The following is a 21027-nucleotide window of genomic DNA, read 5'->3' on the forward strand; positions in this document are numbered from 1 at the left end:
CTGACGACCTTGGAGATCTCAGCATGACCAACAAGCTTCTTCTGTCGCTGGCGACCGCCGGCCTCCTCGCCCTCCCGGCGGCCGCCCAGGCGCAGGGCACCCTGCGGGGCGCGGCCGAGGGTGCGGCGGTCGGCGCCGACGCGGCCGGTCCGGTCGGCGGCATCGTCGGCGGCGCGGTCGGCGCGGCGACCGGCACGGTCGGCGGCATCCTGGGCGTCGACGACCGCCCGCGGTTCCGCAGCTACGTCCGCGAGCGCGGCGCGCGCTCCTACAGCTGGGGCGGCCCGGTCCGGGTCGGCACCGTGCTGCCGGAGGACAGCGTCACCTACTACGACGTGCCCACCGAGTACCGGGTGCGTCCGGGCTACCGCTACACCATCGTGAACGACCAGCCCGTCCTGGTCGATCGCGGCCACCGCATCGTCGAAGTCATCGACTGAGGGGGGCGGGGCGCCGGTTCGTCCGGCGCCCTCCGGCATCGTGACTCCTCCCGAACCCGCGGTGAAGGATCGGGAGACCTCGCCGTCTTTGCGAGCGCAGCGAAGCAATCCAGGGTCGCGCAGCATCGGCAAGCGTGGCGCCGACTTGATTGCTTCGCTGCGCTCGCAAGGACGGCCGACGCACGGATATCCCTGAGCGCGCGTCAGCCCCGCAGGAGTGCCGCCTCGGGCAGATGCAGCGTGATCCGGTACTCGGCGGCGTCGTGGCTGCGCGTCACGGTCGCTTCGAGCTGGCGCAGGGACATCTCCACCAGCATCGTCCCGAAACCTCGTCCGGGCCTCGGCTCCGGGACACGGGCCATCCGCTCGCACCAGTCCAGGACGAGTCCCGCCTCCTGCCGGTCCCAGGTGACCGACAGCGCGCCGTCGTCGGCCCCGAGCGCGCCGTACTTCACCGAGTTCGTCGCCCACTCGTGCAGGATCATCGCCAGCGACGACACGTGCCGCCAGTTGATCGCCACGAGGGGGCCCTCGATCACCGTGGGGACGTGGTCGCGGTACGGGCGCAGGGTCGCGCCGATCAGGCCCGCGAGGTCGCTCATGCCCTGGCCGTCGGACGGGTCGGCCAGGGAATGCGCCCGCCCGAGGGCCGAGATGCGGTCGCGCATGTCGGTGGCGAAGACGCCGATCTCCCGGTGCGTGCGGGCGCCCGCCGAGATCATGCCGCCGATGATCGCGAACAGGTTCTTCACCCGGTGGTTCATCTCCCGCAGCATCAGGTCGCGGGTCTCGGCGAGCGCGTATTCGGGCGACACGTCGATGCAGACGCCGACGATCCGCTTCCGGTCGCCGCTCCGGGTCAGGCGCCCGTAGCTGCGGATGTGCCGCGGCGCGTGGTCGGCGGCGCGTACGCGGATGCGCGCCTCGAACTCGTTTAGCCCGTGCGCCGCCTCGGACAGCGCCGCCTCGAAGCCGGGACGGTCCTCGGGCAGCACGCTGGCCGCCAGGGACGCGGTGGGGTGCGGGGTGTCGGGAGCGAGGCCGAACATCGTGCCGGCGATGCTGTCGACCACGACGGTCCCGGCATCCGGGCTGTATTCCCAGACGCCGATGCCCCCGGCCTTCACGGCCAGTTCCAGCCGCTCGCGCTCCGCGGCGAGCTGGCGCTCCAGCGACAGCGCCTCGGTGATGTCGGTGAGCACCAGGGTGGCGCCGTCGACGCTGCCGTTCTGCAGGCGGTAGGGCAGCACCCGCAGCGAGAGCGTGCGCTCCCCGTCCCGGGTGGCGACGCGCCGCTGGATCACCGAGCCGCCGGCGCAGACCTCCTGGGCGTCGTGCAGGTACTCGTGCCCGGCGAGCCGGCTCGACACGTCGGCGAGGGGGCGGCCGCGATCGCCCGGCTGCAGCGGGAAGATCGTGGTGGCCGACGTGGTGAAGCTGCGCACCCTCAGCTCGCGGTCGAGCACCACGACGGCGAGGTCGGTGGATTCGAAGAAATTGCGCAGGTCGGCATTGGCGATGGTGAGCTGCTCGACCTTGGTCTTCAGCTCGTCGTTGACCGTGGACAGCTCCTCGTTCGTCGACTGGAGCTCCTCGTTCATCGACATCATTTCTTCGTTGGAGCTCTTCAGCTCCTCGTTCGTCGTCTCCAGTTCCTCGACCGCCGAGCGCAGCTTGTAGCGGGTGCGCAGCAGCTCCTCTTCCAGCGCCTCGACGTGGTCGCCGCCGGCATCCATCTCGATCAGGTCGAGGTCGTCCGCCGCCCGGAAGGCGCCGGTGTCGCGCAGCACCAGGAGCATCGAGCCGTCGGGCAGGGGATCGCAGATCAGCTCCACCGGCTGGACGCCGTATTCCGAGCGGATCTCCACGTCGCGGACGACCACGCGCTTGCGCGCGTCGCGGGTCTGGCGGAGCAGCGGGCCGATGACGTCGCGCAGGCCCGGGCGCGCCAGGGTGATGGCGCTGGTGCCGCCGGTCCGGGTCACCGGGAAGTCGAAGTAGCGGCTCAGGCGCCCGTAGGCGGCGATGATGCCGCCGTCCTCGTTGAGCACCATGCTGGGCGGGGCGTAGCGCTCCATGACGCGGCGCACCGCCACGGTCTCGTCGGCGATCGAGGGCTCGCCGCGCCGCTCCTCGCGCCCGCCGCGCCGGGCCTCGCCCCGGCGGGCGCTCCCGGGCAGGTCGATCGGGTATTGCGGCGCGCCCGGCGGCCGCTCGAACAGGCGGGCGTGCTGGTCGATGACCGGGAACAGGTGCTCGAAGCGGCTGACGCTCTCCGAGGGGCCGAGGAACAGGTAGCCCCCCGGCCGGACCGCGTAGTGGAACAGCGGCACCACCGATTGCTGGAGGCGCTCGTCGAAGTAGATCAGCAGGTTGCGGCAGGACAGGAGGTCGACCCGCGAGAAGGGCGGGTCCTTGACCAGGCTGTGGCTGGAGAAGCGGATCAGGTCGCGGATCTCGGCCGCGACGGTGAAGCGCTCGGCGTGGAGGACGACGTAGCGCTCCCGCAGATGGGCCGGGATGTCGGCGAGCGCGGCGGCCGGGTAGGTCGCCTCCCGGGCGATCTGGAGCATGCGCTCGTCGATGTCGGTGGCGAAGATCTGGACCGCCGGCGGCAGCCCGAGGCGGCGGGCGGCGTCGGCGAACAGCATGGCGATGCTGTAGGCCTCCTCGCCGCTGGAGCAGCCCGGGATCCAGACCCGGATGTCCTCCTCGGGATCGCGGGTGCGCAGCAGGGGCTCCACCACGCGCTCCCGGAGGAGCTCGAACATCTCGGCGTCGCGGAAGAAGCGGGTGACGTTGATCAGGAGGTCGCGGAACAGCGCCTCGCACTCGGTCTTGTCGGCCCGGACGCGGCCGAGATAGGCCCGGCCGGACTCGAGCCCGAGGACGTGCATGCGCCGCTCGACCCGCCGGACCAGGGTGGTCCGCTTGTAGCCGGCGAAGTCGTGGCCCACCGCCGCGCGGATGACCCGGCAGAGGTCGTCGATGTGGTCGGCGACGAGGCGGGACTCGGCGTCGACGGCGTCGGTGCCGCGGCGGCGGAAGAAGGTGGTGAGGCAGTCGACGATCTCGCCCGGCGGCCGCACGAAGTCGACGAGGCTGGTCCCGACCGCCGAGAGCGGCATGCCGTCGTAGCGGGCGGTGTCGGGCTGCTGCACCACGCAGACGCCGCCGTGCTCCTTGATGGCCCGCAGGCCGGTCGTGCCGTCGGCCCCCGTGCCCGACAGGATCACGCAGGCGGCGTTGGCCTGCTGGTCGACCGCGAGCGACAGGAAGAAGTCGTCGATCGGCCGGCGCAGGCCCCGCGGCTGGACGAAGTGGGTGAGTTCGAGGACGCCGTTCTGGATGACGAGGCCGCGCCCGGGCGGGATGATGTAGACCTTGTCGCCCGCGATCCGCTCCCCGCCCTCGCACTGGAGAACCTCCAGCTCGGTCTGCCGGTCGAGGAGCTGCGCCAGCATGCTCTCGTGGTTGGGGTCGAGGTGCTGGACGATGACGAAGGCCATGCCGGTCGGCGGCCGGGCGCGCGCCAGCATCTCCCGCAGGGCCTCGAGGCCCCCCGCCGAGGCGCCGATGCCCACGACGGGCCCGGCGAAGGGCGGGGCCGTCACCGTGCCGGCGCCGTCCAGGACCTCCGAGGCCTCGCCGCCGGGGGCGCTAAGGAAATCCTGGTGCATCGAGATCCGCGAGCGTGAGCTTGGCCTGCGCGACCGTGGCGACCGTGTTGGCGATCGTCATCAGCGAGCCCTCGATGACGAGCCCACTCTCCGCAAGCGTCGGGGTCAGCCGGGACAGGGTCCGGCCCAGTTCTGCATCGTAGGCGGAAAGCAACTCAGGTTGCGAGCGGCTGACGTCGAATTGGGATGCGAAAAGGTAGCGCACCTCGCCCGAGAGCGCCTTCAGTTTGGACATGTACAGAAGGTTGACGAAGGGCTTCCCGTCCTTGCGGAAATTCACGATCGGCGTGCGCACCGTGTCCTGACGGTCGTTCTCCAGGAAGGCGTGGATCTTGGCCCGCGCCTCCCGGTTGTCGGCGTCGCGCTGGAGGAGGCGGCAATTGCGCCCGACGACCTCCGCGCCCGTGTAGCCGGTGAGCTGGTGGAACCGCTCGTTCACCAGGAGCAGGACGTTGTCGTCGCCCGCCGCGGCCAGCGCCAGGGCGATGTGGGATTTCTCGAAGAAGGTCGTGAGTTCGGCCGGGATGGTCTGCGTGTCCACGGTAGCTTCCCTGTCGCCTCCGTTCGGCGCGGCCCTGCCGGTCCGCTCCCGGGCCCGCCCGCCCGCCGGGCCCCGTGCCGAGGACGCCCGCGATGGTGCCCGCGAGGTCGCCCTCATGGGCGCGCCGGCGCGGTATGGCAATGACGCCCGGGCCGGAGAACCCGTTCCGCGCGGGCCTGCGACGCCGTGTGCCGGAGGCGAACCGCCCGCCCGGGCCTCCGGGCCTCAGCCCTCGCCGCCGATGATGCCGCGGATGCGGGTGGCGAGCGCCTCCAGGGCGAAGGGCTTCGTCATCACCTGCATGCCGGGGCCGAGATGGCCGTGGTTGAGGGCGGCGTTCTCGGCGTAGCCGGTGATGAACAGGACCTTCAGGTCCGGGCGGTGCTGGCGGCCGGCATCGGCCATCTGGCGGCCGTTCATGCCCCCGGGCAGGCCGACATCGGTGATCAGCATGTCGACGCGCACGTCCGACTGGAGCACCTTCAGGCCCGAGGCACCGTCCGCCGCCTCGATCGCCGCGTAGCCGAGATCCTCCAGCACCTCGGTGACCAGCATCCGCACGGTCGGCTCGTCGTCCACAACCAGGACCGTCTCGCCCTGCTCGGCGCGGGGTGCGTGGGCGAGGTCCGGCAGGCTCACCTCGGCCTCCGCCTCGCCGAGATGGCGGGGCAGGTAGAGGCAGACCATCGTGCCCTGGCCCACTTCCGAGTAGATCCGGACCTGCCCCCCGGACTGCTTGGCGAAGCCGTAGATCATCGACAGGCCGAGGCCCGTGCCCTCGCCGATCGGCTTGGTGGTGAAGAACGGGTCGAAGGCCTTGGCGACCACGTCGGGGGTCATGCCGGTGCCGTTGTCCGAGACGCAGAGCGTCACGTACTGCCCCGGCTCCAGCTCGCGCTCCTGGGCGGCCCGGTGGTCGAGCCAGCGGTTGGCGGTCTCGATGACGATGCGCCCGCCCGCCGGCATCGCGTCCCGGGCGTTGATGCACAGGTTGAGCAGCGCGTTCTCGAGCTGGCTCGGATCGACCAGCGTCGGCCACAGGCCGCCGGCCCCGACCGACTCGATCGCCACCGCGGGGCCGACCGTGCGGCGCACGAGCTCCATCATGCCCTCGACCAGGCGGTTCGCGTCCGTCGGCTTCGGGTCGAGGGTCTGGCGGCGGGAGAAGGCCAGCAGGCGGTGGGTCAGGGCGGCGGCGCGCTTGGCCGCGCCCTGCGCCGCGCCGATGTAGCGGTCGAGGTCGCCGACCCGGCCCTGCAGCATCCGGGTCTGCATCAATTCCAGCGAGCCGACGATGCCGGCCAGCATGTTGTTGAAGTCGTGGGCGAGCCCGCCGGTGAGCTGGCCGACCGCCTCCATCTTCTGCGACTGGCGGAGGGCCTCCTCGGCGCGCATCAGCTCGGCCGTCCGCTCGGCGACCCGCTGCTCCAGGGTCTCGTTGAGGCTGCGCAGCGCCGCGGCGACGCGGTCCCGCTCGGCCTCGACGGCGCGGCGCTCGTCCACGTCGATCAGGACCCCGGGGAAGCTCAGGGGCGTGCCGTCGGGCGCGTGGTCGACGCGGCCGTTGGCCTCCAGCCAGTAGTAGCGCCCGTCCGCCCGGCGGACCCGGTACTGGTGCGCGTAGGCGCCGCCCCGGGCGACGGCCGCGTTGATGGCCGCGGCCAGCCCGGGCTGGTCGTCCGGATGCACGGTCGCGACGATCCGGGCGAGCGGGATGCCGTCCCGGCCCAGCGCCGGGTCGAGGCCGAAGCTGCGGGCGAAGCCCTCGTCGACCGTGAACCGGTCGCTCGGCAGGTCCCAGTGCCACGTGCCGATGATGGCGCCGGCCGCGAGGGCGAGCTGCACGCGCTCGATGTTGGTCCGGGCGAGCGCCTCGCTGGCGCGCAGGGCGTCCTCCGCCTGCCGGCGCGCGGTGATGTCCCGGAACAGCACCGAGACCTGGCGCCGGCTCGCCGGCCCGATCCGGGCGGCCGAGACGTCGATGAAGCGGTCGGCCTGGGCGAAGAAGCGCTCGAACCGGATCGGGACACCGGTGCGGAGCACGCCGCCGTAGAGCTCGAGCCAGGCCTCCGCGTCCTCGGCCGACACGAGGTCGCGCAGCGTCCGCCCGACGATGCCGGCGATGCCGGTGTGGCGCTCGTAGCCGGGATTGGCCTCGACATGGACGTAGTCGCTGAGCGGGCCGTGCGGGCCGTCGAAGAACTCGATGATGCAGAAGCCGTCGTCGATGGCCTCGAACAGCGTCCGGTAGCGCTCCTCGCCGGCGCGCAGGGCGTCGCGGGCCTCGCGCTGCTCGGTGATGTCGCGCGCCACCCCGGAGAACCGCACCGGCCGCCCCGCGGCGTCGCGCTCGATCTCCCCCTGCCGGGCGATCCAGCGGATCTCGCCGGTATCCGGTCGCCGGATCCGGTAGGCGACGTCCCGCGGGGCGTCGCCGCGGCTCCGGCTCGCCGCCGTCGAGACGAGGGCCCGGTCCTCCGGCAGGATCAGCGCCTCGACCAGCTCGGCCGGGTAGGTGTCGCGCTCCGGCAGGCCGTAGAGCCGGCAGAATTGCGGGGTCGGGTGCAGGAGCCCGTCCGCGACCCCCACGGTGAACAGGCCGATCCCGCCCGCCTCCTGCGCCCGCAGCAGGCGCGCCTCGGCCTCCCGGAGGGCGAGGCCGGCCCCGGACAGGTCGGCGGGGGGCTGCGGGAGCGTCGGGGCGTCCGCCTCAGCGCCGGTGGCGGCCGCCCGCGCCCGGAGCCCGGCGGCCTCCGCCTCCAGCGCGCGGGCGCGCCGCAGGAGCGCCTCGGTCCCCGTCTCGTCCACGCTCAGCGCCCGTGCGCCGCGATGGACTCCCCCGCCGGCCGCGCGGGGCGGTCGGGGCGGATCGCCGAAATCGGGAGGGCGAGGGATACGGGCACGGGGCTGGCGCTGCGACAGAGGGGCGGGGCGTGGGCGCCTTCTGCCGGAAACGGACCTGGGACGCCACGGGACCGGACCATAACGCGCGGAAACCGCTAAGGCTGCGTCGGCCGGCCCGGCGGGCGACGGGGGCCGCCGGCTACGGCTCGGCGAGGCGGCAGGTGGCGCTGCTCGCGCGGGGCCAGCCGTAGTAGATCGTCTCGGCCTGCACGTCGGCGAGGCTCACGACCTCCGGCACCGAGGCCTGCTGCGTGTCGAGCACCGTCCCGCCGGCCCCCGTGAAGGTGCAGAGCACGGTCACGTTCGTCGCGAGGTCCGGGCCGGTGTTGCGCAGGTTGACCATCGCCCGCTGCGGCTCGTGCGAGTCCGGCGGCGTGTGCAGCCGGGTCTCCCGCAGGACCAGGGCGGCGTCGGCCCGCGCCGGCGGGGCGAACGCGACGACCAGGCCGGCAGCCAGGAAGGCGCCGGCCCACCGCGACGACTGCATCCTGCGCATGGTCGGTCCATCCTCTCCTCGTGCCGGGCCTCGGTGCCGGATCCCGGTACAGGGTCCCGGGCCCGGCACCCGCCTCGATCCAACTTGTAACCCGGGTTCCGGGTTCGGCGTCAGCCGCCGCGCGCCCGACGCGAGGCTGCCCCTGGGACCGGGCCGATCCATCCTCAGTTGCGCAGCGGCTCGGCGTCGATCTGCATCCGGTAGATCGTCGTCGGGAACTTGACCGCCGAGGCCGCGCCGCCGCTCATCGCCGGCGTGCGGTTCATCTGCGCCGCCGGGATCCACAGGCCGCCCTGCTCGTCGATCCACATCGCGTCGACCCAGACGAGCCGCGGGTCCTGCACCAGCGTGCTCATCGTCCCGTCCGGCGCGATCTTGAGGATCCGCAGGCCGTCCGTGTCGCTCGCGTAGATGGTGCCGCCCGCGTCGATGGCGGTGCCGCCCGTCGCCACCGTGGCGGCGTGGAGCCTCACGTGCCGGGCGCGCTCGTCCTCGCTCACGGCCGCGTCGTCGAGGTACCGGGTCTCGATGCTGTAGAGCGGCCCGGTGCACGCTTGGTAGTAGAAGGTCTTGCCGTCCGGCGAGACTTCCAGCTGGTCGGCGTGGATGAAGAGCAGCTTGTCCTTGTCGTCCCGTAGCACCCGGCCCTGGCCGGTCAGCGGGCGCTGCGCGATCGTCGACCAGTGTCCGTCGAGCACCCGCCGGAGGCCGCCGGTCTCGCGGTCGAGGACGATCAGACCGGGCTGGCCGGCATCCGTCAGGTAGATGTGGCCGCCGTTGAACCGGAAATCGTCGATGAAGCTCTTCTCGGTGGTCGCCGCCTGCAGCGGGTAGACCCTGCGCACGGCGTTCGTGGCGAGGTCGATCTGCACGAGCTTCGGGCCGCCCGGCAGCGGCGCCGCGCCCATGCCGGGCGCGCCCTTGTCGACCACCCAGAGATCCCCGTCCGGCCCGATCCGGATGGCATTGACCGCCACGAAGGCCTTGGCCGGGTCGTCACCCGTCTTCCAGGCGTTCCAGGCCGCGTCGGGGTACGGGACCGCCTTGCCGTCCCGCCACTCGCCGAGCTCGATCCCCTTGTCTTGGCTCTGCCGCTGGAACGGCGAGAACAGCCGGCCGTCCGCGGACCGGGTGATGCCGTTGAAGACGAGGTCGTTCGACTCCACCATCGGCTTCAGGGTGTCGGACCCGGCCGGCGCCTCGGCGGCGCGTCCGGGCGTGCCCAGGCCGACGGCCAGCAGGAGGGCGAGGAGCGTGGCGCGCATGGTGGGTTCCCGGTCCGGCGGTGAGGCGTCTCGCCCGGTAAGCCCGCGGGGCGCGCGGTGTTCCGGTCCGGTCCCATCGGCCGCAGCCGCGACTCCGGCGCGGGTCTGGCGCGGGTCCGGCGCGGGTCCGTTCCGGGGACGCCTGCGACGCTTCGCCGGGGCTGGATCCGGCCGAGAACAGAACATATAGTGAACACAGGGTGAGCGCCGCGCGGGGCGGCCGAGGAGGAGCGAGGGATGGCCAAGTACCGGTTCCACTGCACCAACGGCCTCGAATGCGTGTTCGACGCCCGCGGCACCGAGGTCCGCGCGACGGCGCGCCTCGTCGACCGCGCCCGCAAGGTCGCCTCCGACGTGCGGCGCTCGCTGGCCAACCGCACCGACTGGGCCGAGTGGCGGGTGAGCGTGCACGACCTCTCGGGCCGGCGGGTCCTGGTGCAGCCCTTCGTGCAGCCCTTCGAGAAGGCGTCGGGTCGCGCCAGGGCGGCCTGAATGGCGACGCCGATCAGGACGGTCGCGCAGGGGTCCGGTGCGGCGGCCGCGGAGCCGGATCAGACGATCCGCCCCCTGAGCCTGTCCGAGTTCATCGGTCAGCGCGCGGCGCGGGCGAACATGCAGGTGTTCATCGAGGCGGCGAGGAAGACCGGGCAGGCGCTCGACCACGTGCTGTTCGTCGGGCCGCCCGGGCTCGGCAAGACCACGCTGGCGCAGATCGTGGCGCGCGAGCTCGGCGTGAACTTCCGCTCGACCTCCGGGCCGGTCATCGCCAAGGCCGGGGATCTGGCCGCCCAGCTGACCAACCTGGAGGAGCGCGACGTCCTGTTCATCGACGAGATCCACCGGCTCAACCCGGCGGTCGAGGAGATCCTCTACCCGGCCATGGAGGATTACCAGCTCGACCTGATCATCGGCGAGGGCCCGGCGGCGCGCTCGGTCAAGATCGAGCTGCCGAAGTTCACGCTGGTCGGCGCCACGACGCGGGCGGGGCTGCTGACGACGCCGCTGCGCGACCGGTTCGGGATCCCGATCCGGCTGGAGTTCTACGAGATCGACGAGCTGGAGCAGATCGTGGCGCGCGGCGCGCGGGTGCTGGGTCTGGGCATGTCGGCGGAGGGCGCCAACGAGATCGCCCGTCGGGCGCGGGGCACGCCGCGGATCGCGGGGCGGCTCTTGCGGCGGGTGCGGGACTTCGCGGTGGTGGCGGAGGCCGAGACGGTGACGCGGGCGATCGCCGACCGGGCGCTGCAGCTCTTGGACGTGGACGGGGCGGGTCTCGACGTGATGGACCGCAAGTACCTGAGCCTGATCGCGCGCTCGTTCGGGGGCGGGCCGGTGGGCATCGAGACGATCGGGGCGGCGCTGTCGGAGCCGCGGGACGCGATCGAGGACATCATCGAGCCCTACCTGATCCAGCGCGGCTTCGTGCAGCGCACACCCCGCGGACGCGTCCTCACCCGACACGCCTACCGGCATCTCGGCCTGCCGGAGCCGGAGCCGGCCCCGGTCGCCGCCTGAGCGCCGGCCGAATTGCCGGATCCCGTCACGGGCCCTAGCTTCCCTCGGTACAGCGGAGGCGCCCGCGATGATCGATCTCTACGCCTGGAACACCCCCAACGGCCGGAAGATCAGCGTGGCGCTGGAGGAGATGGCGCTGCCCTACCGGGTCATCCCGGTCGACATCACGCAAGGGGCGCAGCACGCGCCGGACTTCCTGGCGATCAGCCCGAACAACCGCATCCCCGCCATCGTCGATCCGGACGGGCCGGACGGGTCCCCGATCCCGGTGTTCGAGTCCGGGGCGATCCTGCTCTACCTCGCCGAGAAGACCGGCCGCTTCCTGCCCGAGGACCGGCGGCAGCGCGTCGCCGCCCTGGAATGGCTGATGTGGCAGATGGGCGGCTTCGGGCCGATGCCCGGCCAGGTCCACCACTTCCTGTCCGTCGCGGAGGCCGACCGCGCCTACGGGCTCGCCCGCTACAGCAAGGAGACGCACCGGCTCTACGGCGTGCTGGACCGGCGCCTCGCGCAGGTCGCGTACGTCGCGGGGCCGCTCTCGGTGGCGGATTTCGCGATCCTCGGCTGGGCGTGGCGCCACGAGCGCCACCAGGTCGACCTCGCCGACTACTCGCAGGTCCGGCGCTGGTACGACCGGATGATGGAGCGCCCCGCCGTGCAGCGGGGCTTCGCCGTCCCGCTGAGCTGAGGCGGGGCGCCCCCTGGTCCGGCGTTTGCGACGCCGGGATTCACCGTTCGGGGAGTGACGATGAGGCGACGCACCTTCCTGGCCGCGGGGGCCGCGGCCCTGGCGGCCCCCTCCGTCGGGCGGGCGCAGGGCGCCCGGGTCCTGCGCATGGTCCCCCAGGCGAACGTCACCTCCATCGATCCGATCTGGACGACGGCGATCGTGACCCGCAACCACGCCTACGTGGTCTACGACACGCTGTTCGGCCTCGACGCCGACCTGCGGCCGCAGCCGCAGATGGCGGCCGGCCTCAAGGTCGAGCAGGACGGGCGCCGGGTGACGATCCCCCTGCGCGCGGGCCTGCGCTTCCACGACGGCACGCCGGTCCTGGCGCGGGACTGCGTCGCCAGCATCCGGCGCTGGGCGGCGCGCAACGGCTTCGGCCAGACCCTGATGGCCGCCACCGACGAGCTCGCCCACGACGGCGACACCGACATCGTGTTCCGGCTGAAGGCACCGTTCCCGCTCCTGCCGCAGGCGCTGGCGAGTGTCAGCCAGCCGGCCTTCGTCATGCCCGAGCGGGTCGCCCGGACCGACCCGTACAAGCAGATCACCGACGCCACCGGCTCCGGGCCGTTCCGCTGGAAGGCCGACGAGTTCAACTCGGGCAGCCTGATGGTCTACGAGCGCCACCCCGGCTACGTGCCGGCGCCCGGCACACCGAGCCTGACGGCCGGCGGCAAGGTCGCCCATTTCGACCGGATCGAGTGGCGGATCATCGCCGACGGCGCCACCGCGGCGGCGGCCCTGCAGAACGGCGAGATCGACTGGTACGAGCAGCCGCCGCCCGAGCTCCAGCAGCTGCTCGCCCGCAACCGCGACATCGTGGTGGAGGGCCTCGACCGGCTCACCAACCCGGCGATCCTGCGGATGAACCACCTGCAGCCGCCCTTCGACGACGTCGCGGTGCGCCGGGCGGTGCTGCCGGCGATCGTCCAGAGCGACTTCATGGCGGCGATCGTCGGCGACGATCCCGGGGCCTACGACGACCGCTGCGGGATCTTCACGCCCGGCACGCCGATGGCGAGCCAGGTCGGCCTGGAGGCGCTCACCGGGCCGCGCAGCCTGGAGGCGGCCCGCGCGGCGCTCAGGGCCTCGGGCTACGACGGCGCGAAGATCCGGCTCATCGGCCCCACGGACCTGCTGGCGCCCGCGGCGCTGACCCAGGTCGCGGCCGACCTGCTCCCCCGGATCGGCTTCAACGTCGACCTGGCCCTGAGCGACTGGGGCACGGTGATCCAGCGGCGCGTCTCCCGCGAGCCCGTCGAGAAGGGCGGCTGGTCGGTGCTGCTCACCACCTTCTCGTCCTTCGACAACGCCGACCCCGCCGCCCTGCAGCCGCTCCGGGCCAGCGGGCCGAACGCGTGGTTCGGCTGGCCGTCGGTGCCGCGGCTGGAGGCGCTCCGGACCGCGTGGTTCGCGGCCCCCGACGCGGAGGCGCGCCGGGCGATCTGCGCCGACATGCAGCGGATCGCCCTCGAGGAGGTCGTGTTCGTGCCGGTCGGCTCCTACCGCTCGATGACGTCCTACCGGCGCGACCTCACGGGCCGCCTCCCGGGCTTCCCGATCCTCTGGAACCTCCGGCGCGCCTGAGGCGGCTCCGCCTCGCGCCGGGGCCGCCTCAGGCCCTCCGGCGCACCGTGCCGGCCTCTGCCTCTGCCTCTGCCGCTACCTTCGCTTCCGCCGCGCCCTCGCGCTCCAGCCGCTCCAGCAGGTCGCCGAGGGGCATCGGGCGGCCGATGTGGTAGCCCTGGGCGTAGCGGCTGCCGTGCCGCCGCGCCACGTCGAGCTGCGCCTCCGTCTCGATCCCCTCGACGATCCCGTCGAGGCCGAGGTTGCGGCACAGGTCCAGGATCGTGGAGACGAGGCTGCAGCCCCGGTCGGTGTCGATGTCGGCCATGAAGCCGCGGTCGATCTTGATCTTGTCCAGCGGCAGGCGGTGGACGTAGCCCAGGCTGGAATAGCCGGTCCCGAAATCGTCGAGCGCGATCTTGATGCCCAGGCTGCGCAGGGTGGTGATGGCCGCCTTGGCGTGGTCGAAGTCGCGCATCAGGGCGGTCTCGGTCAGCTCGAGCGTCAGGCGGCGCGGGTCGATGCCGCTGCCCCGCACCGCCGCCAGGATCGACAGGACGGTCTCGGGCGAGGCGAGGTCGTGGGCGGACAGGTTGAAGGACAGGCCGGTCCCGGGCGGGAGCTGCGCGCAGTCGGCGAGCGCCTTGCGCAGGAGCAGCAGCGTCACCGTGTGGATCATGCCGCCGCGCTCGGCGGCCGCGATGAACCGGTCCGGCGCGACGCGGCCCAGCGTCGGGCTCGTCCAGCGCGCCAGACCCTCCACGAAGGCGGTCCGCCCCGTGGCGAGGTCGAGGACCGGCTGGTAGTGCAGCACCATCTCGGCGGCGAGGTCCGCCGTCCGCAGGGCCGTCTCCACCGCCTGCTCGGCGCGGATCGCGTCCTTGTGCTCCTGCGAGAACAGGGTCGTCGCGCCGCGCCGCTGCTCCTTGGAGTGGTAGAGCGCGTAGTCGGCGCGGTCGAACAGGGCGTCGGCGTCGTGCGAGATCCGGCAGGGCAGCGCCAGCCCGCCCGAGCAGCCGGTGACGACCTGGATGTCGCCGATCCGGATCGGCCGCTGCAGCGCCGTGCAGACGCCGTCGCAGAAGGCGAGCGCCGCCGCGGCCGAAGCCGGCGCGCGCAGGATCACGCCGAACTCGTCGCCCCCCAGCCGCGTCACCACCACGTCCGCCCCCGCGAAGGCCGCGAGGCGCCGGCCGGCCTCCGCCAGGACGCGGTCGCCGACATTGTGCCCGTAGGTGTCGTTGATCGGCTTGAACCGGTCGAGATCGAAGATCGCCAGGGCGAAGGGCGTGTCCGCCCCGGAGGACGACCGGAGCGCCTCGTCGAGCTTCTGGAAGAAGTAGCGCCGGTTGGGGAGGCCGGTCAGGCTGTCGGTCTGGGCGAGGCGCGCGTTCTCCTCCGAGAGCCGGCTCGCCACGGCCTGGGACGCGACGAGGGCGACGAAGGCCCGGTAGTTGGTGTTGAGGATGCGGACCATCACGGCCGTGACGAAGGCCGTATTGGCCGCGATGGCGAGGAACACGTGGTTCCCGCTCGTCACGCAGCAGAACAGGAACACGCCCATGACGATGCCGGTGACCAGGAAGGCCGCCAGCGGCAGGTAGGTCAGGCAGAAGATGCAGGCGATCACCGTGACGGCCACGAAGATCGCGACGTGGCCCTGCTCGTAGGGGCCGCCGAACGTGTTCAGGACCATCGCCCAGATCACGAAGGCGACGGAGAAGAAGACCGTGAGCACCGTCGTCCGCCGCAGGTGGCGGGCGGCCTGCGCCTCGTCCAGGGTCTCGGGCCTCAAGCGCCACCAGTGGATCGCGCGCAGGAGGCACAGCGCGATCACGGTCCCCGGGATGCCGAGGGTCAGGTAGGCGGGCGCCAGACCGTAATGCGTCACCGCGAGGGCGCCGGCATTGACCGAGAGCAGTCCGTAGAGGGACGGGATATGCTTCTGCAGTTCCGCGAGCTGACGCATGGCCGTCAGACCCGGGGCGGATGCGGTCGACCTCCCGATCAATATCGAGAAAGGATATTTCGGACGGTTCATCGAAGCTGCGTCTGAGAGATTGCCGTATTATTATACTCCTAACATTAAAGAGATATTTAAGCCGCGAGCTGTCACGGCGGTCGTCCACGGCTCTATTCCCCGCGCCGGACCGCCGCATCGCGGCGCTCGGGAGACAATCCGCCGGGCGGGCGAGCCGACGATTTACCGATTCCGTCCCAAGTTGAGCGGGAAGTGATCCGGTTCGACTTGTATCGAGGATCGTACAATTGCCTCGCTGCTCCATCTGCTCTTCCAGGGACTGGTGGATGGGGGTCGGCCGGCCGCCTCGCGTGCCGTCGGCGCCGATTGCCCGGACAGGACATCCCGGCGATGATCGTCGTCGCGGCCGCGGCCGCGGGGCTCAGGAGAGGCCGATGAGAATCCGTGTCCGCGTCGCCCGGCTGGCGATCCTCGTCGGCGGGCTGCTCGTGGCCGCCGCGCCCGCGCAGGCCGAGACGATCGACGTGACCTTCGCCTGTCCGAACGGTCGGACGCTGGCCGTCACCTTCCTGAACGCCGCGGGGCCGGAGCGGGCGGTTGTCCGGCCGGACAACGGCGCCGCCGTCACCCTGCCGGTGCAGCTCAGCGGGTCGGGGTTCCGCTACGCCGACGCCACGCACGAGCTGCGGGGCAAGGGGCGGTCGGTCACGTGGACCGACGGCGCCGGCACGCCGGTCACCTGCACCGACCGGACGCCGGCCGACGCCAAGCCGCGCTAGGCTGCCCGGGGGATGCTCGGGGCGCGTGCCGGACCCTGGCCCGGCAGCGCCGGACCCGCTAGGAACCGCCCGTCCCGGAGATTGAGGCGTCGGCGTCCCGCCGCGCGTCGCCCGCGACGCGGAGACGTTCCTTGCCCGCGCCCGCGCCCCCGTCGCGCTTCGACGCCGTCCTCCTCGACCTCGACGGCACCCTCGTCGACAGCCTGGCCGATCTCCGGACGGCCCTGAACGCCACCCTGGCGCGGGAGGGTCTGCCGCCGGTCGGGACCGCCGCGATGCGGGCCATGGTGGGCGACGGCGCGGTGGCGCTGCTGCGGCGCGCCCTGCGGGCTTCGGGCGGCGATCCGGAGCGGGCGCCGGACCTGCTCCCGGCCTTCCTGGCCGTGTACGAGCCGCTCGCGGCCGCCGGCACCGCCCTGTTCCCCAACGCCGCCGCGGCGGTCCGCGACCTCCGGGCGGCGGGCTACGCGCTGGCGATCGTCACCAACAAGCCGGCCTGCGCCACCGGCCTGATCCTCGACGCGGTGGGGCTGGCGCCGCTGATCGACACGGTCGTGGGCGGCGACACGCTGCCCGAGCGCAAGCCCGATCCCGCGCCGCTGCGGGAGGCCCTGCGTCGCCTGCGGGTCGAGCCCGGGCGGGCCGTCATGGTCGGCGACATGCACCACGACATCGCGGCCGCCCGCGCCGCCGGCACCGCCGCCATCCTGGCCCGCTACGGCTACGGGCGCCCGGACGACGCGCGGACCGCCGACGCCGTCCTCGACGACATCGGCGGCCTGCGGGCGATGATCGGGGCGCTGTCCGCGGGCGGCACCCCGGCCTCCTAGGGGACTCCTAGCGGCTTGCCGCGAGGTCGAGGCGGGCGGGGGCGCCCGGCGCCCGGGCCTGCCGCTCGAGGACGGCGCGGGCGCTGTCGGCGAGGACGAGCCACGCGCCGGCCATGAGGGTGACGTCCTTGAGGACGAGACGGCCGGCGCCCGAGAGGTAGGGGAAGCCGTGCTCGGCGTCGCCGAGCGCGGCGACCCAGGCCTCGGGGGTGGTCACGAGGAACGACAGGGTCACCACCGGGGTGAGGAAGGCCAGCACCGCGCCGGCCAGACCCAGCCGCCGCGATACCATCCCGACGAGGACGAGCAGGCCGATCAGCAGCTCGACCGTGCCGAGGCCGCGGGAGAACGCGTAGGTGTGGTTGGCCGTCTGCCACGCGCGGGCGGCGAGGTTGAGCTCGCCCTCGTGGGTGAGGTGCTGCGCGTACTGGTCGGGGTGGGCGTAGAAGAACGCCATCACCGGGCTGTTGGCGACGAAGGGCGTGATGCTGTCGGCCTCGTAGGGCACGAACTTGAGCGCGCCGATCCAGAGGAAGATGACCGCGATGGCGACCCGCATGGCCTGGAGGCCGAGGCGGTTCGAGCCCGGCCCGGAGACGAGGCCGAGGACGCGGCGAACCTGCGTGTTCATGGCACGATTCCTTGCTCAATCGGATGGGGGGAGGGGCTACGCCTCGGCGGAGGCCGCGAAGGCGTCGAGCGCGCGGGTCGCGTAGACGACCGCGGCACCGGCATTGAGGCTGGTGGCGACCCCGAGGGCCTCGGCCAGCTCGGCCTCGGTGGCGCCGAGCTTGCGGGCGGCGTCGGTGTGGACCGTGATACAGCCGTCGCAGCGCAGGGAGATCGCCACCGCCACCGCGATCAGCTCACGGGTCTTGGCGTCGAGCTGGCCGGTCTTCTGGCCCGCCGTGCTGAGGGTGCCGTAGCCCCGCACCGTGTCGGGGCTGAGCTTGGCGAAGTGTCCGACGCCGGCGGTGACCTGCTGGCGGTAGCTGTTCCAATCGATCATGTGCATGACGACCTCCTTCGTGATGACGAGGAAGGTAGTCGGGGCAGGCCGCGCCCTCGATGACCGCACGGCGCAGGCCGATGACCGGGCGGATCAAACCGCCTGCGGGGGCGCCTCGGCCTGCCGCGCCTGTCCGGGGCGGATCCCGTACTTGCGCAGGAACGCCCGGCTGAGCGCGGGCGCGGACTGGTAGCCGACCTCTGCGGCCAGACGGTCCAGCGGGACCGTCTCGGTGCGCAGGCGGTGATGGGCGAGCCCGAGCCGCAGGTCGGTGAGGAATTCCAGCGGGGCGACGCCCGCCGCCCCACGGAAGGCGCGCACGAGGCTCGCCCGCGACGCGGCGGCCGTCGCGGCCAGTTCATCCAGCGTCCAGGGATGCACCGGGTCGCGCACCATCGCGAGCACCGCCCGGGCGGTGAGCGGCTGCCCCAGGAGGCGCAGCAGGCCCTCGGCCGGGGCCGACGCCTCGAGATGCGCGCGGAGCATCATCATGAACAGCGCGCTCGCGAGGTTCTCGGCGACCGCGACCGACCCGGCGCGGAGGTCGTTCAGCTCCTCGCGGATGCCCGCCAGGAGCGGCGCGAACCGAGTGGCCAGGGGCTCGGTGCCGACGCTCAGGACGAGGAGGTCGGGCAGGGCGGTCACGATCAGGGTCTGGGGCGCCGCCTCGAAGGCCAGGCGGCCGCAGATCAGCTCGACGTCAGGCTCGGCCCCGACGGTGGTCTTGAACCGCAGATCGTGCGCGTGGCGGACCGCGACGGGCAGGGGCGTCGACGGCGGCGGCCCCGCGCCGTGGAACAGGTGCGCGTCGCCGCGCGGCAGGAGCAGGATGTCCCCGGCCGCGACCTGCAGCGGCGCGCCCCCGGGCCGCCGCAGCGTGGCGCGGCCGCGCGTCACGAGGTGGAAATAGGCCTGCCGCGTCGGCTCCGGCGCGTGCGGGGCGGCCCAGGCGCCGCCGAACCGGCAGACGTCGTCCAGGTGCGGCCGCACGCGCAGCAGCGGCGCGAGGCCGCTCAGCGGATCGTCGATTCCGGCGGTTCCGTGTGCGTCCGCGCGGCGCCCGATCGGTCCGGCCATGCTCCCCGCGCTCCGGAATGCCCTCCGGGCCCGGCATAAGGGCGCGCGGCGGCCTCGACCAGGGGTTGTTCGTCCGCCGCGCCGGTTCAGCCCGCCGCGATGGCCTTCTCGACGAAGGCGGTCACGCCGGCGATGTAGCGCTGGATCGGGATCCCGCGCTTCCGGTGCTTGGCCCGCTTCACGTACCAGTCCTGCAGGAGCGGCTTGATCAGCGCCGCGGTGAGATCGACGTCGGCGACCGCGAAGACGCCCGCCGCCGCGCCGCGGGCGAGGACTTCGGCGAAGATGCGCTCCGTGGCGGCCTCGCTCTCCGTCGCCATCGTCCGGGCGGGGGCCGGGAAGCCCTTCGCCTCCATGAAGGCGAAGACGAACCAGGGCTGCATCGCCTCGGTCAGGCGGATATGGGTCTCGATCAGCCAGCGCAGATGCGCGGCCGGATCCGCCGCGAGCCCCGCCGGGGCCTGCCGCAGGACCGCCTCCGCCGTCTCGGCCACCTCGGTGAGGATCATCACCAGCAGCGTGTTCTTGTTGTCGAAGTACGAGTAGAGCCCGCCCATGCTGAGCCCGGAGGCCCGGGCGAGGTCGCGCAGGCTCGTCTCGTGGAAGCCCTGCCGGCTCGACAGCTTCAGTACCGCCTCGATGATCCGCGCGAGGTTGGCGACGGCGACGTGGTCCTTCCGGACGCTGATTCGGTCCCGGTGCCGCGCCAGGATCCGCGCACAGATCGCCTCGGTGGCGTAGGCGTCTTTCGCCGGCAGGTGCGCCGGAAAGTTCGCCGGAAGAGCGTCTGCGGGGCTCATCGATCCATCGTCGCTCCGTCGTCGCGCCGTCGTCGTTTCGTCGTCGCGCCAGCCCGCGGTGGCCACGACCGGGAGCGACTCCCGAGGTCTAGCCCGTTGCCAGGCGCGAATCCAGGCGATAAAAAGCGAGCGCTCGCTCGATTTTTGTCGTCGGCACCGACCCAGGAGGTGGGCCCGTGGATTTCACCATCTCCCCGCGCGTCGAGGATTACCGCGCCCGGATCGCGGCCTTCGTGGACGCGTACATCTTGCCGCTGGAGGCCGATCCGGCGGCCTATGACGGCCACGGCAACATCAGCCTCACCGAGCTGACGCGGCTGCGCGGACTCGCCCGCGCAGAGGGCCTGTGGTGCCTGCAATTGCGGCCCGAGACCGGCGGCGCCGGGCTCGACAAGGTCGGCATGGCGGTCTGCTACGAGGCCATGAACCGCTCGATCTTCGGCCCGGTCGTGTTCAACTCGGCCGCGCCCGACGACGGCAACATGATGGTGCTGGAGAAGGTCGCGACCCCGGACCAGAAGGCGCGCTGGCTCGCGCCGATCGTGGAGGGGCGGGTCCGCTCGGCCTTCGCCATGACCGAGCCGCATCCCGGCGGCGGCTCCGATCCCGGCATGATCCAGACCCGGGCCGAGCGGCGGGGCGACAGCTACGTGGTCACCGGCCGCAAGTGGTACATCACCGGGGCCGAGGAGGCCGAGCACTTCATCCTGATGGCGCGCACCTCCGACGACGCGCGGAAAGGGCTGACCGCCTTCCTGTTCCACCGGGACCAGCCCGGCTGGCGGATCCTGCGCCGCATCCCGATCATGGGGCCGGAGGAGCATGGCGGCCATTGCGAGCTGCTGTTCGAGGGCCTGGAGATCCCGGCCGAGAACGTCCTGATGAACGAGGGCGACGGCCTGAAGCTCACCCAGATCCGCCTCGGGCCGGCGCGGCTGACCCACTGCATGCGCTGGCTCGGCCTGTCGAAGCGCTGCGTCGAGATCGCCCGGGCCTACGCGGCCGAGCGGCACGGCTTCGGGATCCGGCTGGCCGACCGGGAGAGCATCCAGCTGATGCTGGGCGACCTCGCGATGCGGATCGAGATCGGGCGCCTCCTGGTGATGAAGGCTGCCTGGGCCCTCGACCGGGGCAGCTTCGCCCGCAAGGAGGTGTCGATGGCCAAGGTCCACGTGGCCAACCTCCTGCACGCGGCCGCCGACACGGCGATCCAGATCAACGGCGCGCGGGGCTACTCCACCGACACGCCCCTCGAGTGGATCTACCGCTACGCCCGGCAGGCGCGCCTCGTGGACGGGGCCGACGAGGTCCACAAGATGGTCCTGAACCGCAATCTCGAGGCCGAGGGCGACGCCTTCTGGTCGTGGGACGTCGGGGCCTGAGCGTCGGGGCCTGAGCGGGGCCGACACCG

18 protein-coding genes are annotated in these 21027 nt (G+C 72.7%); 8 read left to right on the forward strand and 10 right to left on the reverse strand.

The features are described 5' to 3' along the window. Window positions 1-23: 23 nt before the first annotated feature. Complete coding sequence (locus BM419_RS26925; RefSeq protein ID WP_020096054.1) at window positions 24-440, forward strand: DUF1236 domain-containing protein; 417 nt, start codon at window positions 24-26, stop codon at window positions 438-440. A gap of 203 nt (window positions 441-643) precedes the next feature. Here the strand turns inward: BM419_RS26925 and BM419_RS26930 are convergent, their stop codons facing one another. The 5 genes from BM419_RS26930 to BM419_RS26950 all read right to left on the reverse strand — a co-directional run bounded on the left by BM419_RS26930 (window position 644) and on the right by BM419_RS26950 (window position 9326). Next, on the reverse strand, window positions 644-4120 hold the full coding sequence (locus tag BM419_RS26930; protein WP_091928231.1) for a CheR family methyltransferase: 3477 nt from the start codon (window positions 4118-4120) through the stop codon (window positions 644-646). Then, window positions 4101-4661 (reverse strand): PAS domain-containing protein, encoded by a 561-nt coding sequence (locus BM419_RS26935; protein WP_020096052.1) that lies wholly within the window; start codon window positions 4659-4661, stop codon window positions 4101-4103. The genes BM419_RS26930 and BM419_RS26935 overlap by 20 nt, the downstream gene beginning before the upstream one ends. Before the next feature lie 225 nt (window positions 4662-4886). Then, window positions 4887-7469 (reverse strand): PAS domain-containing protein, encoded by a 2583-nt coding sequence (locus BM419_RS26940; RefSeq protein WP_091928232.1) that lies wholly within the window; start codon window positions 7467-7469, stop codon window positions 4887-4889. 235 nt (window positions 7470-7704) lie between these two features. Then, window positions 7705-8061 (reverse strand): hypothetical protein, encoded by a 357-nt coding sequence (locus BM419_RS26945; RefSeq protein WP_026605381.1) that lies wholly within the window; start codon window positions 8059-8061, stop codon window positions 7705-7707. A gap of 164 nt (window positions 8062-8225) precedes the next feature. Continuing rightward, complete coding sequence (locus BM419_RS26950) at window positions 8226-9326, reverse strand: SMP-30/gluconolactonase/LRE family protein (protein WP_091928233.1); 1101 nt, start codon at window positions 9324-9326, stop codon at window positions 8226-8228. Between the two features lie 237 nt (window positions 9327-9563). On the opposite strand from BM419_RS26950, the gene BM419_RS26955 reads away from it, so the two are divergent. From BM419_RS26955 to BM419_RS26970, 4 genes are all read left to right on the forward strand, one after another. Continuing rightward, a complete protein-coding gene (locus BM419_RS26955) occupies window positions 9564-9818 on the forward strand; it encodes a DUF6894 family protein (RefSeq protein ID WP_020096048.1) in 255 nt (84 codons plus the stop codon). After that, window positions 9819-10841 (forward strand): Holliday junction branch migration DNA helicase RuvB, encoded by a 1023-nt coding sequence (gene ruvB / locus BM419_RS26960; protein ID WP_107684810.1) that lies wholly within the window; start codon window positions 9819-9821, stop codon window positions 10839-10841. A gap of 67 nt (window positions 10842-10908) precedes the next feature. After that, the gene (locus BM419_RS26965; RefSeq protein WP_091928234.1) at window positions 10909-11529 is read left to right on the forward strand and encodes a glutathione S-transferase N-terminal domain-containing protein; all 621 of its coding nucleotides are present in this window, start codon (window positions 10909-10911) and stop codon (window positions 11527-11529) included. A 60-nt stretch (window positions 11530-11589) separates the two neighbouring features. Further along, entirely contained in the window at window positions 11590-13161 is a 1572-nt protein-coding gene (locus BM419_RS26970; RefSeq protein WP_091683263.1) for an ABC transporter substrate-binding protein, read from the forward strand. A 28-nt stretch (window positions 13162-13189) separates the two neighbouring features. On the opposite strand, the gene BM419_RS26975 is transcribed toward BM419_RS26970, so the two are convergent. Continuing rightward, entirely contained in the window at window positions 13190-15109 is a 1920-nt protein-coding gene (locus BM419_RS26975; RefSeq protein WP_244540872.1) for a putative bifunctional diguanylate cyclase/phosphodiesterase, read from the reverse strand. A gap of 446 nt (window positions 15110-15555) precedes the next feature. Between BM419_RS26975 and BM419_RS26980 the strand changes: the two genes are divergently transcribed. Together BM419_RS26980 and gph are read left to right on the forward strand one after the other, a co-directional pair. Then, on the forward strand, window positions 15556-15900 hold the full coding sequence (locus BM419_RS26980; RefSeq protein ID WP_091928236.1) for an MliC family protein: 345 nt from the start codon (window positions 15556-15558) through the stop codon (window positions 15898-15900). A 131-nt stretch (window positions 15901-16031) separates the two neighbouring features. Then, a complete protein-coding gene (gene gph, locus BM419_RS26985; protein ID WP_091928237.1) occupies window positions 16032-16730 on the forward strand; it encodes a phosphoglycolate phosphatase in 699 nt (232 codons plus the stop codon). Between the two features lie 7 nt (window positions 16731-16737). Here the strand turns inward: gph and rclC are convergent, their stop codons facing one another. The 4 genes from rclC to BM419_RS27005 all read right to left on the reverse strand — a co-directional run bounded on the left by rclC (window position 16738) and on the right by BM419_RS27005 (window position 19616). Then, window positions 16738-17361 (reverse strand): reactive chlorine resistance membrane protein RclC, encoded by a 624-nt coding sequence (gene rclC / locus BM419_RS26990; protein ID WP_091928238.1) that lies wholly within the window; start codon window positions 17359-17361, stop codon window positions 16738-16740. Window positions 17362-17397: 36 nt separating this feature from the next. Then, window positions 17398-17745, reverse strand: coding sequence for a carboxymuconolactone decarboxylase family protein (locus BM419_RS26995; RefSeq protein ID WP_020096313.1), 348 nt, complete (start codon window positions 17743-17745; stop codon window positions 17398-17400). An 87-nt stretch (window positions 17746-17832) separates the two neighbouring features. After that, a complete protein-coding gene (locus BM419_RS27000; RefSeq protein WP_020096312.1) occupies window positions 17833-18816 on the reverse strand; it encodes a cupin domain-containing protein in 984 nt (327 codons plus the stop codon). An 86-nt stretch (window positions 18817-18902) separates the two neighbouring features. Beyond that, a complete protein-coding gene (locus BM419_RS27005) occupies window positions 18903-19616 on the reverse strand; it encodes a TetR/AcrR family transcriptional regulator (RefSeq protein ID WP_091928239.1) in 714 nt (237 codons plus the stop codon). Window positions 19617-19792: 176 nt separating this feature from the next. On the opposite strand from BM419_RS27005, the gene BM419_RS27010 reads away from it, so the two are divergent. Then, on the forward strand, window positions 19793-20998 hold the full coding sequence (locus BM419_RS27010; protein ID WP_091928240.1) for an acyl-CoA dehydrogenase family protein: 1206 nt from the start codon (window positions 19793-19795) through the stop codon (window positions 20996-20998). The last annotated feature ends 29 nt before the right edge of the window (window positions 20999-21027 follow it).

Origin of the sequence: Methylobacterium sp. yr668 (genome assembly GCF_900116245.1) — a bacterium.
Classification (GTDB): domain Bacteria; phylum Pseudomonadota; class Alphaproteobacteria; order Rhizobiales; family Beijerinckiaceae; genus Methylobacterium.